A 21,202-nucleotide genomic window follows, 5' to 3' on the forward strand; every position below is an offset into this window, starting at 1 on the left:
AATTGAAACTATAAATATTCTCGTTGGAGAATTTCAGCAATTTGCACGGCATTAGACGCAGCACCTTTGCGAATATTATCTGCAACTACCCACAAATTTAATCCATTCGGATGTGAAATATCTTGCCGGATTCGACCAACAAATACTTCATCATGACCTATCGCATTTTTTATTGCAGTTGGATAACTTGCTTTACTCCCATTATTATCCACCACTTTAATGCCTGGAGCTTTAGAAAGAATCTGACGCGCTTCTTTGGCAGTTAGAGGTTTTTTTAGCTCTAAATGAATGGCTTCGGAGTGTCCATAAATAACTGGTACTCTAACCGCTGTAGGATTGACCATAATACTGTCATCTTCCATAATTTTACGTGTTTCCCACAGCATCTTCATTTCTTCACGGGTATAACCATTCTCTTCAAATTGATCAATATGCGGGATCGCATTAAACGCAATTTGTTGAGGATAAACACTGACATTGGCAGGCCGGCCATTCAAAAGATCCCCCACTTGTGAAACCAGCTCACTAATGGCTTTTTTTCCAGTACCCGAAACAGATTGATACGTCGCGACATTGATACGAGTAATTCCTGCTGCATCATACAAAGGCTTCAGAACAACTACCATTTGAATGGTAGAGCAATTGGGATTAGCAATAATCCCTCTATTCTTATATTCAGCAATACGATGTGGGTTAACTTCTGGAACAACTAGAGGAATATCCTCTTCATAACGAAAACAAGAGCTATTATCGACAACCACACATCCACTTGCAGCAGCCTTAGGCGCATATTCTTTAGATACAGAACCACCCGCTGAGAATAAAGCGATATCAACTTTGCTAAAATCAAATTCGGCGAGGTCTAATACGTCCAATTGTTTATTTTTAAACGTTACTGTTTTTCCTACAGAACGAGAACTAGCCAATGGATAAAGAGTCTTTATAGGAAAATCCCGCTCTTCCAATACAGTTAAAAAAGTTTCACCAACTGCACCAGTGGCACCAACTATGGCTACATTTAATTCTCTGCTCATTTTTACCTCTTCTGTATTTGGCGTCTCTCCTATTTGTAGGAAAGAACTATAAATTCCCACCGCCATTAAGTTAGTTTTGCCCTACGTCCTGCGACTCGTTGCGGATCTAGAGAACTTTTACCATCAGCTGATCCCGCGGACAAGCCACGGGATGTAGAAAATTTCTTCACTGAGATAACTATCTCGCACAATTATAGATTAGGATGATGGGTTAATGCCTTATATCTCAAATAATGATCCATCAACACTAAAGCCATCATTGCTTCAGCTATGGGCACAGCTCTAATTCCCACACAAGGATCATGCCGCCCTTTAGTGACTACAGTCACTTCATCCCCAAAAACATCGATCGTTTTTCCTGGGGTAGTTATACTTGAAGTAGGTTTTAATGCAATACTAATCTCTATATTTTGTCCTGTGGAAATGCCTCCCAGAATTCCGCCAGCATGATTACTAAGAAAGCCCTGGCGTGACATTTGATCGCGGTGTACTGAACCTAACTGATTCACTGCTGAAAATCCTGCACCTACCTCAACACCTTTAACTGCATTAATAGACATCATAGCATAAGCTAATGTTGCATCCAGTTTATCAAACACCGGATCACCCAATCCTACAGGTACATTTTTAGCGACTACTTTCACCCGAGCACCTGCCGAATCTCCTTGCCTTCTTAAGTCCTCAATTGCATCAGCAAGGTCCTGAATTTGGGTCGTGTTGGGGCAGAAAAAAGGATTATTACTAATTTCTGCCTCATCCACAAAGTGCAAAACTAAATCGCCCATTTGCTGTAAGTAACCCACTATTTCCAGGTTTAGATGACGTTGTAAATACAACCTTGCAATTGCTCCAGCTGCTACACGTGCTGCGGTTTCTCGCGCTGAAGATCGCCCGCCTCCACGATAATCTCGATGACCGTATTTATGATGATAGGTAAAATCTGCATGCCCCGGTCGAAATAAATTTTTGATTTCTTCATAATCTCGAGATCGTTGATCCGTATTATGGATTAACAAGGCAATAGGCGCACCTGTAGTTTTACCTTCAAAAACACCAGAAAGAATTTGAACCTCATCCTCTTCCCTGCGTTGTGTTGTGTATTTGGATTGTCCAGGTTTGCGTTTGTCCAGAAAGGGTTGAATATCTTCTTCTCGCAGCTGCAGCCCTGGAGGGCATCCATCAACTACGCAACCAATAGCCGGCCCATGGCTTTCACCAAAAGTTGTCACTGCAAATAAAGTTCCAAATGTATTACCGGACATTAAAGTACTCTTCCAGTTGTTGCTTTGTTAATAAAAATACCCCATGCCCACCATGACTCATTTCAAGCCAGGTAAAAGGGACATGAGGATAAGCTTCACATAAAGCGGTTTCACTATTCCCTACTTCCACAATCAAAATCCCGTGTTCGTTTAAATAATTATGTGCATTATGGAGAATTGCTTCAACAATAGCCAGTCCATTATTACTTGTTTCCAAAGCCAAAACAGGCTCGTGACGAAATTCATCAGGTAACGTTTGCATCTCTTCCTTACCTACATAAGGAGGATTACTAACAATTAAATCATAGCCTGCTTGAGGGACTTGCGAAAAACAATCTGATTCAATTAAAGTAAGTTGGTCCTCAACACCTAACCGCTCACTGTTAATTGCAGCAACGGCAAGTGCCTCGCTGGAAATATCAACGGCATCGACCTCTGCTTCAGGAAAAGCATAGCAACACGCTATAGCGATGCATCCACTGCCAGTACACAAATCTAAAATACGATGTACTCTACTCGCCTCTATCCAGGGAGAAAATTCATTTTTGATGAACTCAGCAATAGGTGAGCGAGGAATAAGAACGCGCTCATCTACATAAAATGGAATATCACAAAAATAGGCTTCTTTTATCAAATATGGGACGGGTACTCGTTGATTAATACGTTTTTCTAGTTGCTGATATAAATGTTTTTTTTCACTTTCGGTTAACCGTGCATTAAGCCAGTTTGGCTCTAAATCATAAGGCAAATACAAGCTTCTCAGAATCAATGAATGCATATCATCCCAAGCATTATCAGTGCCATGACCATAATACAAATTCGCATTAATTGCACAGGACACACTAAAACGTAAAAAATCCAAAATTGTGACTAATTCTTCCGTTTCTTTAAGTATATAATTGCTCATTGGATGTTAATTCTCATTCAGAAAAAGTACAAATTGTACCCTATGTTTATCAACAAAAGTAGTGTACATAGGACTCGAACATCGTATAGCGTTGGAATCAAAGATACAGCACGAGCATAGCAACTTGAGTTATACTTCAATTATCACTTAATTATTTCCAGTAAAAAATGGCTGATGATTTTCTATCCGATGAGGACAAAGCCTTGTTTCGCGAATCCATGCGCTCAGTAAAACCATTAAATGAAAAAACAAAACGAGTAAAAATCGAGACGCCAAAGCCTCCTATTCAACCTAAAAAAAATAAATCCCTAGAAACCCAAGAAAAAAAAGAATATTACTTATCGGATATGATTGTGGATACAGTTTTTTCCGAGACAATTCTGTCCTATGCTCATCCAAGTCTTTCCAACCAGCAATTTAAAGCATTAAAACTTGGAAAAATCACATGGGAAGCCCGCTTGGATTTGCATGGTTTAAAAAGTGAAAAAGCCCGTGACATCTTGTGTCAGTTTATTCAAACTCAAACAGAAAGCAACAAAAAATGTCTGCTCATTATTCATGGTAAAGGAGGCTATCTTGGCGCACCGCCTGTGATAAAGAACTTATTGAATCGTTGGTTACCACAGCTAGAAGAGGTTTTGGCATTTCATAGCGCGTTACCCAAGGATGGAGGAAGTGGTGCAGTTTATGTACTGCTTAAAAGAAAGAAGGGTCAATCTCCAGAATCGTAGCCTGGGTGCAGCGCAGCGAAACCCGGAAGAAAACACTTCATTTAAAACCCGGGGTTTCGCTGCGCTGCACCCAGACTGCATTTAAATAATTCCTTACTTGCGTTAAGGCCTCATTCTGAGGATAATTCGCTACATAATAAAATATCAAGAGAGAACATGGAACATTTAGGTCAATTTATCATAAATCATTGGCAGCTATGGCTTGCCCTCATTGTGATTTTACTACTCATCTTTATCAACGAGTTAGTCACCCAAAAAAAGAAAGCAAAAGAACTGACTCCCCAGGCTGCTGTTGATTTGATCAATAATGAAAATGCTGTAGTCATTGATTTACGTGACAAAGAAGTCTTTAAACAAGGGCATATTATTGATTCAATCAATGTCAAAAGCGAAGATTTTGAACAACAAAAAATGGATAAGTATAAGAATGTACCGCTCATTCTGATCTCCACACGAGTTTTTGAAGCTCAAACTATCGCCAGTAAAATTCGCACTCAAGGTTATCAACCTCATATACTTAGTGGTGGAATTACTTCCTGGCAAAACGCTGAGCTACCCCTGGTTAAAGGGAAATAAAATTATGGCTGAAGTGATTATCTACAGTACTGCCTATTGTCCCTACTGTGTCAAAGCCAAAGAGTTATTGCAACAAAAGCATACTCCATTTATGGATATTCGTATTGACTTACAACCGGAATTACGTGATGAAATGATAACTAAAAGCGGCAGACGTACTGTACCGCAAATTTTCATTAATGGCCAACATATTGGCGGCTGCGATGATTTATATGCCCTGGATGCACAGGGAAAACTCGACCAATTACTAAGAGGATAACAATATCATGAGCGAACAAGCAAACCAAACACAACAAAACCAAAATGAAACTCAATTCATGATTCAAAGAATTTATACGAAAGATTTATCTTTTGAAACGCCTAATACACCTGCTGTATTTCAACAGCAATGGGAGCCTGAGTTGAATCTTGAAATCAACACCAGCAATACAAAACTGGAAGAAGGCGTTTATGAAGTTGTATTGACAGTGACTACTACAGTAACCAACAAAAAAACTACTGCATTTCTTGTGGAAGTAAAACAAGCAGGTATTTTTACCATCCAAGGTGCTCCAGAAAATCAATTAGATCATCTGTTAAATAGCTTCTGCCCCAATATTTTGTTCCCTTATGCTCGTGAAGCAATCACTTCGCAAGTAATTCGCGGCAGTTTCCCGCAGTTGGTATTGGCTCCCATTAATTTTGATGCGTTATATGCGCAACAACTTGCAGAAAAACAAAAAGAAAGTAGTCAAGCTTAGGAAATTATGGATTAAAATAGAGTAGCCTGGGAAAGCAAAAATCGCACTGCCATTATAAGCTAAGGATCCGAATCTTATCACTATGTCCCACGACTTGTTCTCGGGACATAGAATAATAGCTCTGATTTTCTCACTTAATCATAGTGATATATGCTTTCATCCAAACTAATTCCCTATTTATGAGCATAATATGAACCCAAAAAACATTGCTATGTTAGGTGCCGGCTCTTGGGGCACTGCAGTTGCAATTCACCTAGCCCAGGCGGGACATCGTGTTTTGTTGTGGGGACATGATCCACAACATGTTGCTCTTATGACAGAAAAAAAAACAAACTCGCGTTATTTACCTGACATCGATTTTCCTGATACTTTGGAACCCTTGGCTGATTTCAAACAATGCATCGATGAGGCTCATTACGTCATTATTGCTGTACCTTCTCATGCATTTGCAGAAACTCTCACTAAAATAAAAAAACCACCTCGAGGTTTAACCTGGCTGACCAAAGGAATTGATCCACAGAGTCATCAATTATTAAGTGATTTAGTGAGTCAAGCGTTTGGCTCCACTTTTCCTCAAGCGATTGTTTCAGGCCCATCATTTGCCAAAGAAGTGGCTCACTTTCTACCCACTGCAGTGACTTTAGCCTCTAATGATTCAGAGTATCAAAAAGAAATTCGTGAATTGCTTCACCATGATAATCTTCGTGTTTACTTGAGTGATGATCTTATTGGTGTGCAGATTTGTGGTGCGATTAAAAATGTCTTGGCCATTGGGTGTGGAATCAGTGACGGCTTAGGTTATGGTGCGAATGCCAAAGCAGCATTGATCACCCGTGGATTAGCAGAAATGGAACGCTTGGGGCTTGCTTTGGGAGCACGAGCGGAAACCTTTCTTGGCTTGGCTGGTGTAGGTGATTTAGTCTTAACCTGTACCGATGATCAATCACGTAACCGCCGTTTTGGTTTACTTCTAGGGAAAAATATCAGTATCACTGAAGCAGAAAAGCAAATTGGCCAAGTGGTTGAAGGAAAATATAACGCATCACAAGTCTGCTTTATCGCCAAACAACATCACGTTGAAATGCCTATTTGTGAGCAAATTAATGCACTTTTACAAGGACGAATTAGTCCAAAACAGGTAGTTCAAAATCTAATGAGCCGCCCTCCCAAGGAAGAATAATTTTCACCAATGAAGATTCACCTGTAGCTTGGGTGTAGCGCAGCGAAACCCGGGTTAAAATCTTATCCAGCCCCCAGGTTTCGCTGCGCTACACCCAGGTTACAAATTATATTAGGTCTTAACATCTACAAGCTCGATATGATCCAACGCCAATTGTTCGCCCAAAAATATCTCACCGACAATCTGGAACCGTTTGATTGAATCGGTTACTAAATAGTTTACTTTACTGCTTAAGGAAGAAACATCATTTAACAAATCCTGTTTTTCGAGCAACTGCTGCAGTGCCAGTGCAGTTGCGTGTGCTGAATCGACTATAGTGACCCCTTGAGGGAGTAACTTGTTTAATAAAGGCTTAAATACCGGGAAGTGCGTACATCCCAATAGAACCGTATCTTCGTTAGTAAAACCATCCAAGTAATGCTTTAAAGCCTCGCGAGCTACTTGATTGGTCACCATTCCTTCTTCTGCTAAAGCCACCAATACACTGCATGCTCGAGTATTAATGATTGCCTGGGGCAGGTGGTGGATAATGAGCTGCTGGTAGGCATTCGATGCAATGGTTGTTTCAGTCGCCAAAACAATAATGCGATTGTTTTCAGTCGCTGCAACTGCGGCAACAGCACCTGGAGCCACCACCCCAAGCACGGGTATATCAGGCAACATTTCTTGCAAATAGGGCAATGCTGCGGTAGTTGCGGTATTACAGGCTATCACTAATGCCTTAATTCGTCGTTCTACCAGCAATTTTGCCATTTGCATGGCATATTGTTTTACCGTATCCGGACTTTTAGTGCCATAAGGAAGTCGAGCAGTATCCCCCAAATAAATGAATGATTCGTGCGGCAACCCCTCTCGTAATGCACGCAAAACAGTCAATCCGCCCATCCCTGAGTCAAATACACCAATCGCCAGTTGGTTTGAATTCAATTGATTTCCCCTTAATCTTCTTCACTCCTATTCATACTAAGCCGAGATTGCATCGGCCCTTGGACTTCCACATCCTTATTTACCTTTTGCTCAATACCACTAAGCTTATCTTTCCAGAGCTGATTAGCTTTTGATAAGCCCTCATCAACTTCTTTTCTTTTCTTATCATCAACAAGCTGCTTGAATTCGTTTACTTTCTCCTCAACAAGTCCCTTGGCTGAGCCTTTATATACTTTATTATATAAAGAACCCTCAGTATAACCTCTCCAATTTCTTTGCGAATCAGGCCTAAAGCTTGAGGTACCTACAATTTGTACTTTGTCTCGAGAAAATTTTGGATGATGCTCGCCTAAAACGCAGACTGCTGTCCATAAATGTGCTAACTCTGTATCCTTTCCATGCACACCTTTCAATTTAATAGGGCTCTTACCATCCCAGTCTTTCAACAAATTTTTTGCTGCTTCCATCATTTGTTCCGCCAAATAGTCTTTATCTTTCATTGCTGTGACTATTGAGACTTTTACAGGTCTGGATTGGGTTACACCTTTACCTGATAAAGTTGAGGTAGGTGAGCTTGGGTGATAATCAATGGCTATGCGCCCCGTATATTCAGTGGTTTTATTTGGGTCTGCTTGAGTTGGAGTGGCTTTGACATGAACCATATCCACACAACGAACTTTACCTTTTTCGGGTATTTTTTCTAACTTAAAGGTCGGAGAATCTGTATCCAGATTGGACTGGCCCTCAGTCAAATCAACCTCAGTTGCCCCTGCTTTCTTTTGAAATGCAGCAGTTTTTATCTCACTTTTAGCAACCTCTGAATAACTAATATTTGTCGTCTCCACCATAGCAGTAAGCTTATGACTCATAATTCCTTCAATTTTTGCTATGGCTCCATCTTTTCCTGAGATTTGTTTTTTTACCTCATGAAAATAAGGCAACTGCTCATCAATGAATTCTATTTCTGCCTTTAACTTAGCATGCAGTTCTGTTAATTCTTTAATTAGTTTTTCACGATCAGGTGAATGATCAGTAACAGGGATAGGCGTGTGGTCAAGACGTACTTGAAGATCGCGTTTAGCAGCTGCTAAATGTTCTATGAGCGTATCACATTGTTTCTCGAACGCTTTATAATCCCCGAGCATTTTCTCAGCTTTCTTTTTTGCTTTTGCCTCATTTGCCCCACTGTATAAATAAGGGAGTGACTCAAGATTCTGTGTAAGCGCTTTTAAATGTTTTTTATATTCTTTAATCGTGGGTTTACTTTCTTGCACTCCTTTTAGAAAATTATTGAGTCCTTCTACAAGCGACAGCTTTTGTTGTTGACTTCCACGTGCGATAACTTCATCGTAATAGTCGCCTCTTAACTTACTATATACATCTGGCGTGAGCTCCCTGCTTATTTTTTCTTTTAATGCTTTATCTTGAGGAGTTACTCCTGTAATTAACTTATCAAGAAAAGTGTGAACACTAGGAGAGCCTTTAAATTTATCGTTATAGACACTCTGGATATTTACATCACTATCCATATCAGGAATTGCTTCCCCTACCCTTAAAAGGACTTTCACAAGCTCTTTCTGTGCAGCATTTAAGGTGGCGCCGTGGAGGGCAACAAGCAAAGGTCGATTATTTAGGTGTTGTCCTTTAACAGCATCTGCTACTGTTGTATCAGGAGCCATCACATTTGCATTATAATCTGTAAAACTAAAAGCTTGATAAAAAGCATCCGTATTTGCCGGTACATTTACAGCAGCGCGAATATCATCAATAAGCGTTTTATAATTGGCAATACCAGTTACATCCAACGCCCTATGATTTAATAATGCGACATTTATATTATCAATCTGAGTTTGAGTAAGCGTAAGATCAAGTCCCGCCAAAACTTTAGCTATTGCAGGATTATAAATTTGTCTAAGCAAAGCAACTCGTTCATTTTCAGCAATAAGCCTATCAACGACAAGCACACCCCCGCTTTTATTTTCCTTACCCAAATAGGACTGGATTTCACTCTCACTTTTTGCATTAATTATGAGGAGCAATTTTTGCGGTTCGCTCAATATCTCGAGTTGTTTTTTATTAGGCAGGTCTTTAAATACAGCAATTAATGCTGGGTGTGCGTCTTTACCAAAGCGAGCTAACGCTTCAACTTTTGCTTCAAATTCAGTTGTGCGTTCGTCTCTTTTTAAATTTCCTAATCGCCCACGAATTATTTCTCTTAGGCCACCTGCGCCGTTTATATGCTCTGGTTTGAGAAAATCCAATTTGGTATCATGGTTCGCGGTATCTTTTCCCAGTAAAGTAGCAAATTTTTTGGCGAAATCTTCGGGTTTAGTCGCTTTATCCAGTGTTTGCAGATCGCCAAGAGCCATATCGTTAAGACGATGCTTCAACAAAGCTACTTTAAATTTAACGATGTTGTTGTCATCCGGGATAGCTTTGTTAATAATATTATCATCACCAAGACTCGGAGCAAGAGCTTTTAACGGTGCAACAATCCCTCCTAGATTGCTATTAAGCAGGTCTGCTACATGTTTGACATCGGCTATTGTAGGGCGCTGCTCCAATTCTGCTTGTATAAATCGCTCACATAACTCTTTTTGTACTTTCGCGCCTATGGTTTTCTTTTCCCCCGCCTGAAGCGCTCTAATTCGCCCAAGTGTATCTGGATCTAATTCTAAATGCCCTGCAACTAGCGGATTTAATAAATCATCTAGAAGCGCTTCCGGAGCTTTTTTCAGACTGGCTTCTAAGCCCAGGATATGCTCATCTTTGACTTTTTGCTCATAGAACTTGGCTACAGCAGCAGCATCTAATAGTTTATCCCTATTCTTTGTAGCCGTATCAACGATTTCAGGAGATAAGTCTACAGTTAAGGCATCGGTGAATGCTTCCGGCGGTGCTCCATGTAGATCAATTCCTCCCGCATCAATAAGTGCTTTCGCAGCAGCTTTTATTTTTTCTATGTCCGCTGGTGGTGTGTGTGCTTTGACTAAGTCATCAAATAACTTAGGATCAGTGATTCCTGGTTTAGCGAGTGCTTTCAGTAATAACTGGTTTGCTGCTTCTGTTCTAATGTTATTCAACGCAGTTTTAGTTAAGATTTCCTCGTTGTCTTGATTCCATCCAGGTATCGTGTCGAATCTAAGTCCAAGAGAATTTTGTTTTGTTTCCAGGTATTTTCTGAGTTCTTTTCCATTACCTGTCATATCAGCAGTTAAAATACCAATTAAAACATCGTCTGGCGCGCCTTCTAATGCAAATTTGACGCGTTCTTCAGCTGCCTGTAGTTTCATGAGTTTAAAAGTATCTGTGGTGTCGCCTAACTCTAAATAGTCATAGCCTCCCATCATCGAAGGTCTCTTAACCAGGTTGGAAAGATTTGGTCCATCGATTGTGCCCCAAAATACTTTATGATCAAGCACGGCTTTTTCAAAAGCGGCTTGGTCCGTTTCATTAGCTATCAATATTGCTTCTAAAGCACGATCTCTATCGTTCTTCACTGCACCTCGTAACGCTCTGGTATTCTTTAGCGCAAGTAAAAACTCTTTGTTCTTCTTAGCCATAATCACACACTCCGCAAACCATTATGTATCTATTTTAAACTTATTTTATTAAATAAACCTTAAATTTTCATCGCATATACACATCCTGCTTGAATAAAGGCAATAAGATGGACTAACGTTATAACATTAGTATAGCAAGATTAAAGGATTAAGTGATGAAAATCATACTATTTGGCCTATTCTTAACATTAACACATTTTGCTTATGCTCAAGGGTGTATCATTGGCGAGATTCCTTCACAACCTCGTTATGTCTGTTTTGACGGCAGAACCTTGCAGCTTGCAGAAGATGGCCATTACCGCTGGAACGCGAAAAGAGGCTGTTTTGTCAGTGCAGTCCCCTGCTGTGCGTACAAAGCCACTCACTATGCATTTTATCCCAATCCTGCCAAGATTGGCGCTGCATACGCCCGTTGTCGACATGATTATCCCTTCCACTTAGGACAAATGCAAACCCATTAGCCCCCGATTTAATGTAGTCTTGGTGAAGCACAGCGGAACCCAGGTTCATAGAGTGTATTTTTATCCGTGATCCCGGGTTACGGCTTCGCCTCCACCCAGGCTACATTACATTATATTGTTACAGGTTACATGGTTACATCTGCCAAGCAGGGATCCACCCCAAAAGCAATGCGGTTTTCCATTTCATCACCACAAGGAAAGAATGAAAAAGAACTGGGTTCCTTAACTTTTTTCTCTTCCATCGCTCTATTTATCATTGTATGAATTTCCCATTGAGTTGAGGTCCAACCGTATAACCCTCGCAGCTGGCGAATAATCCAGAACCTGCTGCGTAACTGACGTATATATTTTACGCCTGCGGACTCTTCATCAGAGGAATACCCATTTATATCGTCTCTTAATCGCTCCAATCGCTTCTCAAAATCAGGGCGCTCCTTGTTCACTTTGATAAACTGTTGAATGCATTCAAGTGCTAAATTCTTTTTAAATTTGAGGCAAAATCGATGATCCTCTCCTATTCGGGTTAAAATATCCTTAAAGGATCTATAATGCATACTTGCAACAATTCCTTCCAGATAAGGATTTTTAAAAGTATAGGACTGAACTATTGGAATAAGATCGGAATATTCTTTTGAGATCTGCGCCCCATTCTCTATTAAATGCTTGCTGATTAGTTTTAGATTTTTCTGCACATCAGGTTCATCAGGGTTCCCATATCGGACCTGTTCCAATGCAATATCCAAGGGGGTTTTACCTGCGGCATTTTCTACATTAATAAATTCGTCAAACATACTTATAGTTTCTTCGTAACGATACTCACCCAGCCTAATTGCTGTATGTAGCGGCGTATCCCCTTTTTCAAATCCATTGCCATTTTTACATAAATTTCGATAGTGGGTAAAAGTTTCCTGAACGTGTTGCCCAAGCGTCTCAGTCAAATTCGGCGGAATGATTTCTTTCAATAAAGCATCGAATTGCTCTTGATCCAATGCGCACACATACTTACGAAATTCTTTTATCGAAAACAGTGCTGCCCGCAAACGCGCAAGCCTTGCTATAGCAGTTTGAGTCATTAAAGCAACCTCTGCCCGATCGGAAGCCTTCTTCATATCAGCACATTCCACTAATGTCTGCACAATAAGCTCATTCGGAATTAAAATATGCTTCAAAAAAGACTTCCATTTCGCTCGGATAAACTGAGGATTATTGAGTAACCGGGAAAAAGCATTAATATCGGCATAGTTATGATATTCTTTATTGTCAAAAGGATTAGAAATATAACCAAATTTTGTTGGCCAATATGAATTAGATGAATTGGTTAAGCACACCAGGGATTTGAGATCATTTTTTGTGATGTCAAAAGCATGCTTGCCATGCAGTAGATGGAAAGGACGACGGGTAAGAAACCCCATGATGCTGTCTACAAACATCAAGTCATGATCAATTTTGAAAAATACTACGTGGGGCTTTCCCTCTCGTTCTACCAGATAAAAACCATAATTTCCTTTATGTAAATCATCCTCCTCTAACGTATAAGAAGTAGCGAGAATACTGGCTAAGGATTCATAGTCAATAGTTAAATGCCCATCTATCTCCGCTTCGACTAAACGCGCATAAAAACCCTGAGGTACTTTATCCATAAAGTAAATGAGTATTTGGGTAGGATCAACGTATCGTGCCGGAGGAGCATAGTCACACCCTGTTTCCGGGTCTTTGAAGGTATAAAAAAGCGTGTCTTTGCCTTCCTTGTTTGTTATGACATAGCAAAGATGCTCAACTGCCAAACCATCAATATTACCGTTAGCATCCACTACCAAATTATTAAGAGGTGTTAAATTAGATAATAAAAACAGACGGGCAAATTGACCAAACATCACTTCCAAACGCGAAAGTTCAGCTCGACCATATTTATTTTTCTTATAAATGATTCGATAAGGAGGGGTTCTTTTATCGGGAGGAGTGTATACGGCACATAGATACGTCTCATGGCCCGTTGCATGTGAAGCAGGGCCTAATTCAATATCGTTGATCTGGAGGAATGAAGAAGGCATGAATCATAAAGCGGAATCAAATTGATTGAAATTTTAACATAAAGACCAAAAAAATCAATCTCCTTCTATAGTCAGATTATCATCTTGTGAATCAAAGTCTGCGCTGCTATTTAACCGAATTTGCAAACCAACATTATTTTTTGAATCAGCATATTTAATTGCATTTTCCTTGGAAATTAATCCATTTCGATATAATTTTAACAAAGCCTGATCAAAAGTTTGCATGCCTTGCTCCGTACTTCGCTCCATAGCTTCTTTAATGTCATCAATCTTTCCTTTTTCAATCAAATCAGAAATATAGGGGGTATTGAGTAACAATTCTACGGCTGCGATGCGTTGAGTATTTAAGCCTGGAATAAGACGCATTGAAATAATAGCGCGCAAATTAAGCGACAGATCCATCAATACTTGCTTTCGTGCATCTTCAGGGAAAAAATTAATAACCCGGTCCATAGCCTGATTCGCATTATTAGCATGCAGCGTTGAAATACATAAATGTCCTGTTTCTGCATAGGCAATGGCATGTTTCATGGAATTACGTTCGCGAATCTCACCGATTAGAATCAGATCTGGGGCTTCGCGCATTGCATTGATTAATGCATTATCATAGCTCATTGTATCAATGCCTACCTCACGTTGATCGACTATGGATTTTTTATGTTGATGAATAAATTCTATGGGGTCTTCAATTGTTAAAATATGTCCGCTTTGATTTTCATTACGGTAATCAATCATCGCCGCCAAAGTAGTTGACTTACCTGATCCCGTAGCACCTACTACTAAAACCAGGCCGCGCAACTCCATGACAATCGATTTTAAAATTGGGGGTAAATTTAATTGCTCAATCGAGGGAATCTTGTTCTGGATGTAACGCACCACCATGGAGATGTCACCGCGTTGGCGAAATAAGTTAATTCTAAAACGCCCAACTCCGGAAATAGAGAGCCCCATATTAAGTTCCAAAGTAGCCTCAAATTCTTTACGTTGATCATCATTCATTAACGATAAAGCAATTTCAGCCATTTGCTGTGCTTTGAGTGGAGCATGACCTACAGGTGAAATAACTCCTTCGATTTTAATATTAGGTGGTGCTCCCACACTAAAAAATAAGTCGGAAGCGCCGCGATCTACCATTAATTTAAAAAAAGGAGTTATATCCATATATCATCCTATTCTCGCCCCATGCTATTAAGCTAAGAATTTAACCTTGCCCCTGCGTCTCTTGGAATAGCATTTCATAGTTAACGTTACTCAAATCTGTCATCCCCGCGCAGGCGGGGATCCATTTTTACAGGCAAGGTGCTCAACCATGGATGGACTCCTGCCTCCGCAGGAATAACAACATCCTCCAAATTTAAGCAATAACCAAATCACGTAGCCTTCGATTTTCCAATTCAAGCTGGCAAGTCTTTAAAAAAGCTGCCTTGGCATTTTTTGCAGCCTCACACTGCATTGGCATTAAATCAACTACGTCACATAAATGAGTTAAAAATGTTACATATTCCTCTTTAGTATATTCTATTGGTTTCGTTTTTGGTGAAAGATTTTCATCTATTATACTCTTCTTCTCCAACTCATATTCCAAACTTGGACTCAGATCAAGCATTTCTTGGAAATAATTTGTGTAATAAGGAGCCATCACCAAACGCTCTGCGCCATCATCCATGTCGGGTGTTGCATTCCAGCGTTCTGCTGCACCTATAAATTGCCTCATGTTTTTAGAGTCCAAAAATTGGGCATAACGAACCACGCCGGCTGGAAAATTTTTACCTAAATGATTCCTGACTTCTAATTTTTGTGCTTTTAAAAATTCTAAAAAATCTTTTTCAAAACGAACAATACCTTGTGCTTGAGGATGAGTCACAACGTCCAAAGCAATAACATGTTCATCTTGAGTACTCGTACTGGTTGTAGACAATCCCCCATTTGTTCCTTTCAAATAGCGAACATAAACTGCATAAGTTATCGGGTATTCCCCTCGCTTTGCCGACTTGTTTACCTGCTTTTCTATTTGTTGCAAAATGTGCTCCAAATGTTTCCCTGCCTTATCATCTTTTACAGGGATAAAATAATCTACATCGCGGAGTTCTTCGGGGAAAGCGACTTGAGGATGCGTGATATGGTTTTCAAAATCAACTATAGGGTTTGTTCCACGTACTTCAATTGATTGAGCAGCAGCAAGTAACATAAATTCTGGTAACAAAAACTTTAATTCCGAATTAACGAGAAAATCCATTAAATCCTCACCTAATCGTGTTCCCAGTTCCTGAATAAACGAAGTAATTGTTGGCGTATAAGTAGGCTTGCTCTTTTGAGTGGGTTTCTCAGTAGTGAAATTCCACATACGCACTTGCCACTGGTGAATGTTTTCGCTAAGTTTAGACTTGGAAGAACTTGGCATTCCCATAACACTTACGTAGTGATTATTCTTTAATATATCTCCGAGCTTACCTTTCATTTCTTCAGTATTGTAGAATACTGCGATCGTCTCCCGTAAATTGTATGCTTTCACAGCTCGCATCTTCACACTAAGAACAACCCCTAAAAAGCCGCTGTGTGCCGCGCGTAACGTTTCAAAATCAGGATGATCAGGAGTCAATTCACGAATGTTTCCATCCATATCACACACTTTTATTGATTCAATTAAGCCACTAACAGCTGATTCATCACGGCCTGTACCATGACCGCCAGTACCCACTAATCCCACCAGACTCGCCCAACTGAGCATACTGAGCGTTGTTGAAGATAAATTATGTTTTCGCAAAAAATCTGCATAGTCGTCTATTTGCATTCCTGCGTTTACTTCAACCAGTGATGCAGGAAGCTGATGAATTGGATTGTCAGGATTAAACCATGCCGGTTTCGTATCAAGAGGCCCAAGTACTTTTGCCTTATGATATTTCTTTTTGAAGCGAATAATAATGTCTGTGCCTTCACCTTGAGTTGAAGCTCTGCCTCCTACTACTTCTGAAAAAGAAAAGCTCCCTTTACCATATTTATCGTCCTGAACTTTAGACCAGGGAAATAAGCAACAGCCTTCCGGTTTATCTTTATTTTCCCAACCTGCAGTAGCTCTTAAGGTAATTTTATCTTTTGGAGTCCGATTCTCATTCATTCGTTTTATTTCTTTCATGATCAATTGGACCTGCTCTTCATTTTCCACATCAACAACCACAGCAGAGGGATTGCGTACGTTTCCCATAAAATTCGACCATCCCTGAGTATAGGAAATTTTGTTGCGGGTTAGCATATCCATAAATGCAAATTTTAGCTTGGCTGGAAAAGTCATCATTGCTCCTATTGTTGATTAAACATCAAAAAGGTAAAGACTTTGTATTTTTATCATGTCATAATTTTTTGAGTCGTTACAACACAACTAGCTCAAACGAAGCGCGACCGAAAAAGCAGGAAAAAAACATCCAGGCATATTCTACTTTATCCAGATTACAATCAAAAACTACATTTTTTCCATAACCTCATGCAAATATTTAACAGGTTCGATAACCATTGAAGAATTATGTTGCTTGGGAGCATTGGCAAAAGGCACTATAGCACGCTTAAACCCATGTTTTGCGGCTTCTTTTAATCGTTCTTGCCCACTTTGTACCGGTCTAATTTCACCAGCAAGACCCACTTCGCCAAAAATAATGGTTTCCCGGTCAAAAATCCGATTACGTAAACTGGATACCACAGCAGCTAATAATGCCAAATCGGAGCCCGTTTCTGTTACTTTTACACCACCTACTACATTAATGAAAATATCTTGATCATAGGTAGCAATTCCTCCATGTCGATGTAAGACCGCAAGTAAAATGGCCAAACGATTGGATTCAAGGCCAACCGTGACACGTTTGGATTGTTGTCCATGTGCTTCATCTACCAGTGCTTGTACTTCAACCAACATGGGACGCGATCCTTCCCAAGTCACCATAACCGCACTACCCGAAGTAGGCTCTGGTTGACGCGATAAAAAAATCGCTGAAGGGTTTGCCACTTCTTTTAAGCCTTTATCGGTCATGGCAAATACACCCAATTCGTTGACTGCGCCAAAACGGTTTTTAATAGCACGAATCACTCTGAAACGGCTGTCACTTTGACCTTCAAAATATAAAACGCTATCCACCATGTGCTCTAAAACCCGTGGCCCAGCCAGGGCGCCCTCTTTCGTTACGTGTCCCACCAGAAATACCGCTGTTTGGGTCAATTTGGCAAAACGGACTAATTGTGCTGCTGATTCACGCACTTGACTTACTCCACCCGGAGCAGAACTTATGGTTTCCGTGAAAATAGTTTGAATCGAATCAATCACAATCACTTTAGGGCTTTCCTTTTGCGCTTGAGCAATAATTGATTCAACTTGCGTCTCCGCTAAAAGTCTTAAGCCTGCCAAAGGCAATCCCAGGCGTTTGGCGCGCATGGCTACTTGCTGTAAGGACTCCTCACCTGTTACATATAAAACAGTCTCCTGCATAGAAAGATTAGCTAGAGTTTGCAATAACAAAGTGGACTTACCAATACCAGGGTCCCCTCCAATCAAAACCACAGAACCATACACCAAGCCCCCGCCAAGTACTCTATTAAGCTCAGATAAACCGCAATCCATGCGTAGTTCATTGTCCATGACTACATCTTCCACAGCAGTAATTACCGAACGTTGATTCGCCCATGAGCTGCTGCGCGAATTACGATTCACTGGCATACCCTCTTCCTCAATCGAATTCCATGCGCCACAATGAGTGCATTGTCCAGCCCATTGCTTAAAAATTGCGGCACATTGACTGCAGACAAATTGGGTCTTTGTTTTCATACTTATTCCATCCGATTCAGTTTCAATTGATAGAGCTCTTTGCATGAGTTCTAATATACACGATTTATCCTAGCGAATCATGATGGTTAGTACAGCGTATCGCTGGATGCAGCGAAAGCGAAACCGCGAAACCCTTTGTTAGATCATTTCATGCTTCATTTTATTAAAAATTAATTTACTTACATTGAATCCTGAGAACAACTCAGTATAATCAGTACATTTTGCACAATCAGGACAAAATCTATGAGCCAAGGTATGCATTTTGAACAATCAATCACGGAACTAGAAGAAATTGTCAGGCAACTAGAAAAAGGGGAACTCTCTTTAGAAGACTCTCTGAAACAATTTGAAAAAGGAATTAGTCTGGCCAGACAATGTCAGGATGTATTACAAAAGGCAGAACAAAAAATAGAAACGTTAACCTCTGCAGAACCCAGCTCGGATGAACAATTAAGTGATAAGTAACTACATACAACGGCACGAAGAATTTCTCAGACAAATAATTAAGGACTCTTCTGTACCTGCGACAACGATATGTTCTGCAATAAATTATTCCCTATTCCCTGGAGGAAAGAGGATCAGACCTATTCTGGTCTATTTAACCGGGGATTTACTTGATCTTGATCTCAAAATTCTGGATGTTATTGCTGCAGCAATCGAATTAACGCATTGTTATTCTTTAATTCATGATGACCTCCCTGCCATGGACAATGATGATCTACGCCGTGGTAAACCCAGTTGTCATAAAGCTTTCGATGAAGCAACCGCGATTTTAGTAGGCGATGGCATGCAAGCCTTAGCCATTGAAGTACTATTAACTCATCTTTCTCCCTTGCTTCAACCCCAACAAGTCATTGCGATCACTCTTGAACTTGTTAAAGCAAGCGGCATCAGTGGCATGGTGAGCGGACAGAGTCTGGACTTGTCCGAATTGGCAAAATCATCTACTGGCGAAGAGCAGCTAAGAGAAATTCACTACCTTAAAACAGGACGGCTTATTTTAGCGTGCATAGAAATGGTTCTGAATGCTCACTCTGCACCTGAAACATACAAAATGGCTTTACGAACCTATGCCAACCATTTAGGTCTGGTTTTTCAAATGCAAGATGATTACTTAGATCGCTATGCTCCTGCCGAGTTATTAGGTAAAGGTCGCTCTTCTGATTTAGCAAACCAAAAAGTAACGTTTGCAACTCTATTTTCCCAAAAAAAACTGGAAGAAGAGATTAACAAGCATTATCAAACAGCCCTTGAGGCATTAAAAAAATTCGATCAAAAAGCACTTGCATTGATTAACTTAACCAAGGAATTGCAAGAACGCAGTAAGCTGGATAGATAGTATTAAGTTTCATTAAGACTGCTCTTGCGTCGCACTATCTGCGAAAGTGGAATCATAGTTTCTATTCCAAGTGCTGTTTTTCTTTGCTCTCCTTTCCAGGCATGTCCATAAACGACTTCATAAGTCAACGGATATTTCCCCTTCTCGGTTTGCAGGGCAGAGTAGTTTTGCTCAAATTGTCGCCAAGCCCTTTTTCCAGTTAATCCTTGGTTTCTTTGAGGATTAATATTTTTTACTCCTTGGGCTTTTAAAGCATGTAATAACTTGGGTAGTGTTTCATAATGCACGGCCAATAATTCCATATCCATTACTGGCTCTAAAAAATGCTCTGACATCAAGCAATCACCGATATCATGCATATCAGCAAATTCATTCACATGAGCATAATGATTGACCTCAGACCAAGCATCCTTTAATTCTTTAAATGTATCAGGGCCCAAAGTAGTAAACATCAAACAACCATTCGCTTTCATAACACGATTCAACTCACGAAAAACTGGCATCAAAGGACCACCCCAATGAATCACTTGATTGGCAAAAATTAAATCGAATGTGCCTGTAGCAAAGGGAATTTGCCGCATATCTGCAGCCACTAAAGGCCACTTTCGTCGCCAACTTTGCTTTTTTTGTGCTTGAATCAACATGAACTGAGCCAAGTCCAAACCAACAACTTGTGCCTTTGGATACATCTGTGTCAACTCATAAGAAAAAAAACCTGGACCGCATCCAAGGTCAAGAATACGCTGTGGCTTAATACTCAAATACTGCAATCGATTTAATAACCGCACCCCAACTTCTTGTTGTACTTTTGCAGCAAGTTCATATTCAGCGGCATGTTGATTAAATGTCTTGCTAATTTCGTAGATAACAGCCATTATAAAACCAGGAAAAATTAAAAGAATCCAACACTCGTGCGCCAGAAAATATGGAGTTTAACACAAAGTTTGCGCTTGTACTCAATATGTGTTTTATGCAATCAGTTTCATAACAGCAAAATGGCAGTATGCATCTCATGTATCAAGTTCATGACTCACTTAGGTCCTGCATGCCGCTACTGTGCCTATCCCTTACCCGATACTCATCTTTTGGTCTGCGGACGCTGTATTAAAAAAACACCTTATTTCGATCGTGCATTCATTAATTACGTCTATGAAGAACCTCTACGCAAACTTTTGCATCAATTTAAATACCACGATGGTCTCTATCTAGGGTCTTTTTTAAGTCAATTAATATGTCACTCACTGCCAAAGAATGAAACTATGCCTCAATGTTTAATCCCCGTCCCTATGCATCCGCAACGTATCAAATCACGTGGATTTAACCAAGCAGCAGTTTTAGTTCGGTTACTCGCAAAAAAATTACAGTTGCCTTACGACTTAACCAGTTGCCAAAAAATCCTTAATACTGAACCCCAAGCAAGTCTTGACGGCGAACAAAGAAAAAAAAACTTACATCATGCATTTAAGGCAAAAAAAATACCTTGGCACCATGTAGCAATTGTTGATGATCTCTTAACTACTGGCAGCACCGCTAATGAGCTGGCATTCACTTTAAAAAATTCGGGGGTAAAACAGGTCGATGTATGGTGTTGTGCACGAACCGTGGGTAAAAGCTAGGGGTTACG

At 40.1% G+C, this 21,202-nt stretch carries 19 protein-coding genes; 9 read left to right on the plus strand and 10 right to left on the minus strand.

What is annotated here, in order from left to right; translation table 11 throughout:
• Positions 1 to 8: 8 nt before the first annotated feature.
• The 3 genes from Ltuc_RS08930 to prmB form a co-directional block, all read right to left on the minus strand.
• On the minus strand, positions 9 to 1,034 hold the full coding sequence (locus Ltuc_RS08930) for an aspartate-semialdehyde dehydrogenase (protein ID WP_058520922.1): 1,026 nt from the start codon (positions 1,032 to 1,034) through the stop codon (positions 9 to 11).
• A gap of 191 nt (positions 1,035 to 1,225) precedes the next feature.
• Entirely contained in the window at positions 1,226 to 2,296 is a 1,071-nt protein-coding gene (gene aroC / locus Ltuc_RS08935) for a chorismate synthase (RefSeq protein WP_058520923.1), read from the minus strand.
• On the minus strand, positions 2,286 to 3,203 hold the full coding sequence (prmB, locus tag Ltuc_RS08940) for a 50S ribosomal protein L3 N(5)-glutamine methyltransferase (protein ID WP_058520924.1): 918 nt from the start codon (positions 3,201 to 3,203) through the stop codon (positions 2,286 to 2,288). The genes aroC and prmB overlap by 11 nt, the downstream gene beginning before the upstream one ends.
• 167 nt (positions 3,204 to 3,370) lie before the next feature.
• Between prmB and Ltuc_RS08945 the strand changes: the two genes are divergently transcribed.
• The 5 genes from Ltuc_RS08945 (at position 3,371) to Ltuc_RS08965 (ending at position 6,430) form a co-directional block, all read left to right on the plus strand.
• Positions 3,371 to 3,934 (plus strand): Smr/MutS family protein, encoded by a 564-nt coding sequence (locus tag Ltuc_RS08945; protein ID WP_058520925.1) that lies wholly within the window; start codon positions 3,371 to 3,373, stop codon positions 3,932 to 3,934.
• Between the two features lie 156 nt (positions 3,935 to 4,090).
• Positions 4,091 to 4,510, plus strand: coding sequence for a rhodanese-like domain-containing protein (locus Ltuc_RS08950; protein WP_058520926.1), 420 nt, complete (start codon positions 4,091 to 4,093; stop codon positions 4,508 to 4,510).
• Between the two features lie 4 nt (positions 4,511 to 4,514).
• The gene (gene grxC, locus Ltuc_RS08955; RefSeq protein WP_058520927.1) at positions 4,515 to 4,769 is read left to right on the plus strand and encodes a glutaredoxin 3; all 255 of its coding nucleotides are present in this window, start codon (positions 4,515 to 4,517) and stop codon (positions 4,767 to 4,769) included.
• 7 nt (positions 4,770 to 4,776) lie between these two features.
• Entirely contained in the window at positions 4,777 to 5,250 is a 474-nt protein-coding gene (secB, locus tag Ltuc_RS08960) for a protein-export chaperone SecB (protein ID WP_058520928.1), read from the plus strand.
• Between the two features lie 190 nt (positions 5,251 to 5,440).
• Positions 5,441 to 6,430, plus strand: a complete 990-nt coding sequence (locus tag Ltuc_RS08965; RefSeq protein WP_058520929.1) for an NAD(P)H-dependent glycerol-3-phosphate dehydrogenase — start codon at positions 5,441 to 5,443, stop codon at positions 6,428 to 6,430.
• A 111-nt stretch (positions 6,431 to 6,541) separates the two neighbouring features.
• Here the strand turns inward: Ltuc_RS08965 and murI are convergent, their stop codons facing one another.
• Together murI and Ltuc_RS08975 are read right to left on the minus strand one after the other, a co-directional pair.
• Positions 6,542 to 7,357, minus strand: coding sequence for a glutamate racemase (gene murI, locus Ltuc_RS08970; protein ID WP_058520930.1), 816 nt, complete (start codon positions 7,355 to 7,357; stop codon positions 6,542 to 6,544).
• Between the two features lie 11 nt (positions 7,358 to 7,368).
• Positions 7,369 to 10,920: a hypothetical protein gene (locus Ltuc_RS08975; RefSeq protein WP_058520931.1), complete on the minus strand. Its 3,552-nt coding sequence runs from the start codon at positions 10,918 to 10,920 to the stop codon at positions 7,369 to 7,371.
• Between the two features lie 155 nt (positions 10,921 to 11,075).
• On the opposite strand from Ltuc_RS08975, the gene Ltuc_RS08980 reads away from it, so the two are divergent.
• Positions 11,076 to 11,381: a hypothetical protein gene (locus Ltuc_RS08980; protein ID WP_133138367.1), complete on the plus strand. Its 306-nt coding sequence runs from the start codon at positions 11,076 to 11,078 to the stop codon at positions 11,379 to 11,381.
• Positions 11,382 to 11,506: 125 nt separating this feature from the next.
• On the opposite strand, the gene ankK is transcribed toward Ltuc_RS08980, so the two are convergent.
• The 4 genes from ankK to radA all read right to left on the minus strand — a co-directional run bounded on the left by ankK (position 11,507) and on the right by radA (position 18,239).
• Positions 11,507 to 13,432 carry a Dot/Icm T4SS effector AnkK/LegA5 gene (gene ankK, locus Ltuc_RS08985; RefSeq protein WP_065236215.1) on the minus strand — a complete coding sequence of 642 codons (1,926 nt, stop codon included), beginning with the start codon at positions 13,430 to 13,432 and terminating at the stop codon, positions 11,507 to 11,509.
• 54 nt (positions 13,433 to 13,486) lie between these two features.
• Positions 13,487 to 14,593 carry a PilT/PilU family type 4a pilus ATPase gene (locus Ltuc_RS08990; protein WP_058520933.1) on the minus strand — a complete coding sequence of 369 codons (1,107 nt, stop codon included), beginning with the start codon at positions 14,591 to 14,593 and terminating at the stop codon, positions 13,487 to 13,489.
• A gap of 193 nt (positions 14,594 to 14,786) precedes the next feature.
• Positions 14,787 to 16,721, minus strand: a complete 1,935-nt coding sequence (locus Ltuc_RS08995) for an FAD-binding oxidoreductase (RefSeq protein WP_058520934.1) — start codon at positions 16,719 to 16,721, stop codon at positions 14,787 to 14,789.
• Between the two features lie 168 nt (positions 16,722 to 16,889).
• Entirely contained in the window at positions 16,890 to 18,239 is a 1,350-nt protein-coding gene (gene radA, locus Ltuc_RS09005) for a DNA repair protein RadA (protein WP_058521653.1), read from the minus strand.
• Between the two features lie 243 nt (positions 18,240 to 18,482).
• Between radA and Ltuc_RS09010 the strand changes: the two genes are divergently transcribed.
• Positions 18,483 to 18,704, plus strand: a complete 222-nt coding sequence (locus Ltuc_RS09010) for an exodeoxyribonuclease VII small subunit (protein WP_058520936.1) — start codon at positions 18,483 to 18,485, stop codon at positions 18,702 to 18,704.
• On the plus strand, positions 18,694 to 19,578 hold the full coding sequence (locus tag Ltuc_RS09015; protein WP_058520937.1) for a polyprenyl synthetase family protein: 885 nt from the start codon (positions 18,694 to 18,696) through the stop codon (positions 19,576 to 19,578). The genes Ltuc_RS09010 and Ltuc_RS09015 overlap by 11 nt, the downstream gene beginning before the upstream one ends.
• 2 nt (positions 19,579 to 19,580) lie before the next feature.
• Here the strand turns inward: Ltuc_RS09015 and bioC are convergent, their stop codons facing one another.
• Entirely contained in the window at positions 19,581 to 20,453 is an 873-nt protein-coding gene (gene bioC, locus Ltuc_RS09020; RefSeq protein WP_058520938.1) for a malonyl-ACP O-methyltransferase BioC, read from the minus strand.
• Positions 20,454 to 20,489: 36 nt separating this feature from the next.
• Between bioC and Ltuc_RS09025 the strand changes: the two genes are divergently transcribed.
• On the plus strand, positions 20,490 to 21,194 hold the full coding sequence (locus Ltuc_RS09025; RefSeq protein WP_420798242.1) for a ComF family protein: 705 nt from the start codon (positions 20,490 to 20,492) through the stop codon (positions 21,192 to 21,194).
• The last annotated feature ends 8 nt before the right edge of the window (positions 21,195 to 21,202 follow it).

It is taken from the genome of Legionella tucsonensis (genome assembly GCF_001468035.1).
In the GTDB taxonomy this organism is placed as follows: Bacteria; Pseudomonadota; Gammaproteobacteria; order Legionellales; family Legionellaceae; genus Legionella; species Legionella tucsonensis.

Coding starts and splice junctions, on each gene's coding strand:
- Ltuc_RS08930 (WP_058520922.1), bottom strand. CDS start 1,034: ATGAGCAGAGAATTAAATGTAGCCATAGTTGGTGCCACTGGTGCAGTT.
- aroC (WP_058520923.1), bottom strand. CDS start 2,296: ATGTCCGGTAATACATTTGGAACTTTATTTGCAGTGACAACTTTTGGT.
- prmB (WP_058520924.1), bottom strand. CDS start 3,203: ATGAGCAATTATATACTTAAAGAAACGGAAGAATTAGTCACAATTTTG.
- Ltuc_RS08945 (WP_058520925.1), top strand. CDS start 3,371: ATGGCTGATGATTTTCTATCCGATGAGGACAAAGCCTTGTTTCGCGAA.
- Ltuc_RS08950 (WP_058520926.1), top strand. CDS start 4,091: ATGGAACATTTAGGTCAATTTATCATAAATCATTGGCAGCTATGGCTT.
- grxC (WP_058520927.1), top strand. CDS start 4,515: ATGGCTGAAGTGATTATCTACAGTACTGCCTATTGTCCCTACTGTGTC.
- secB (WP_058520928.1), top strand. CDS start 4,777: ATGAGCGAACAAGCAAACCAAACACAACAAAACCAAAATGAAACTCAA.
- Ltuc_RS08965 (WP_058520929.1), top strand. CDS start 5,441: ATGAACCCAAAAAACATTGCTATGTTAGGTGCCGGCTCTTGGGGCACT.
- Ltuc_RS08975 (WP_058520931.1), bottom strand. CDS start 10,920: ATGGCTAAGAAGAACAAAGAGTTTTTACTTGCGCTAAAGAATACCAGA.
- Ltuc_RS08980 (WP_133138367.1), top strand. CDS start 11,076: ATGAAAATCATACTATTTGGCCTATTCTTAACATTAACACATTTTGCT.
- ankK (WP_065236215.1), bottom strand. CDS start 13,432: ATGCCTTCTTCATTCCTCCAGATCAACGATATTGAATTAGGCCCTGCT.
- Ltuc_RS08990 (WP_058520933.1), bottom strand. CDS start 14,593: ATGGATATAACTCCTTTTTTTAAATTAATGGTAGATCGCGGCGCTTCC.
- Ltuc_RS08995 (WP_058520934.1), bottom strand. CDS start 16,721: ATGACTTTTCCAGCCAAGCTAAAATTTGCATTTATGGATATGCTAACC.
- radA (WP_058521653.1), bottom strand. CDS start 18,239: ATGAAAACAAAGACCCAATTTGTCTGCAGTCAATGTGCCGCAATTTTT.
- Ltuc_RS09010 (WP_058520936.1), top strand. CDS start 18,483: ATGAGCCAAGGTATGCATTTTGAACAATCAATCACGGAACTAGAAGAA.
- bioC (WP_058520938.1), bottom strand. CDS start 20,453: ATGGCTGTTATCTACGAAATTAGCAAGACATTTAATCAACATGCCGCT.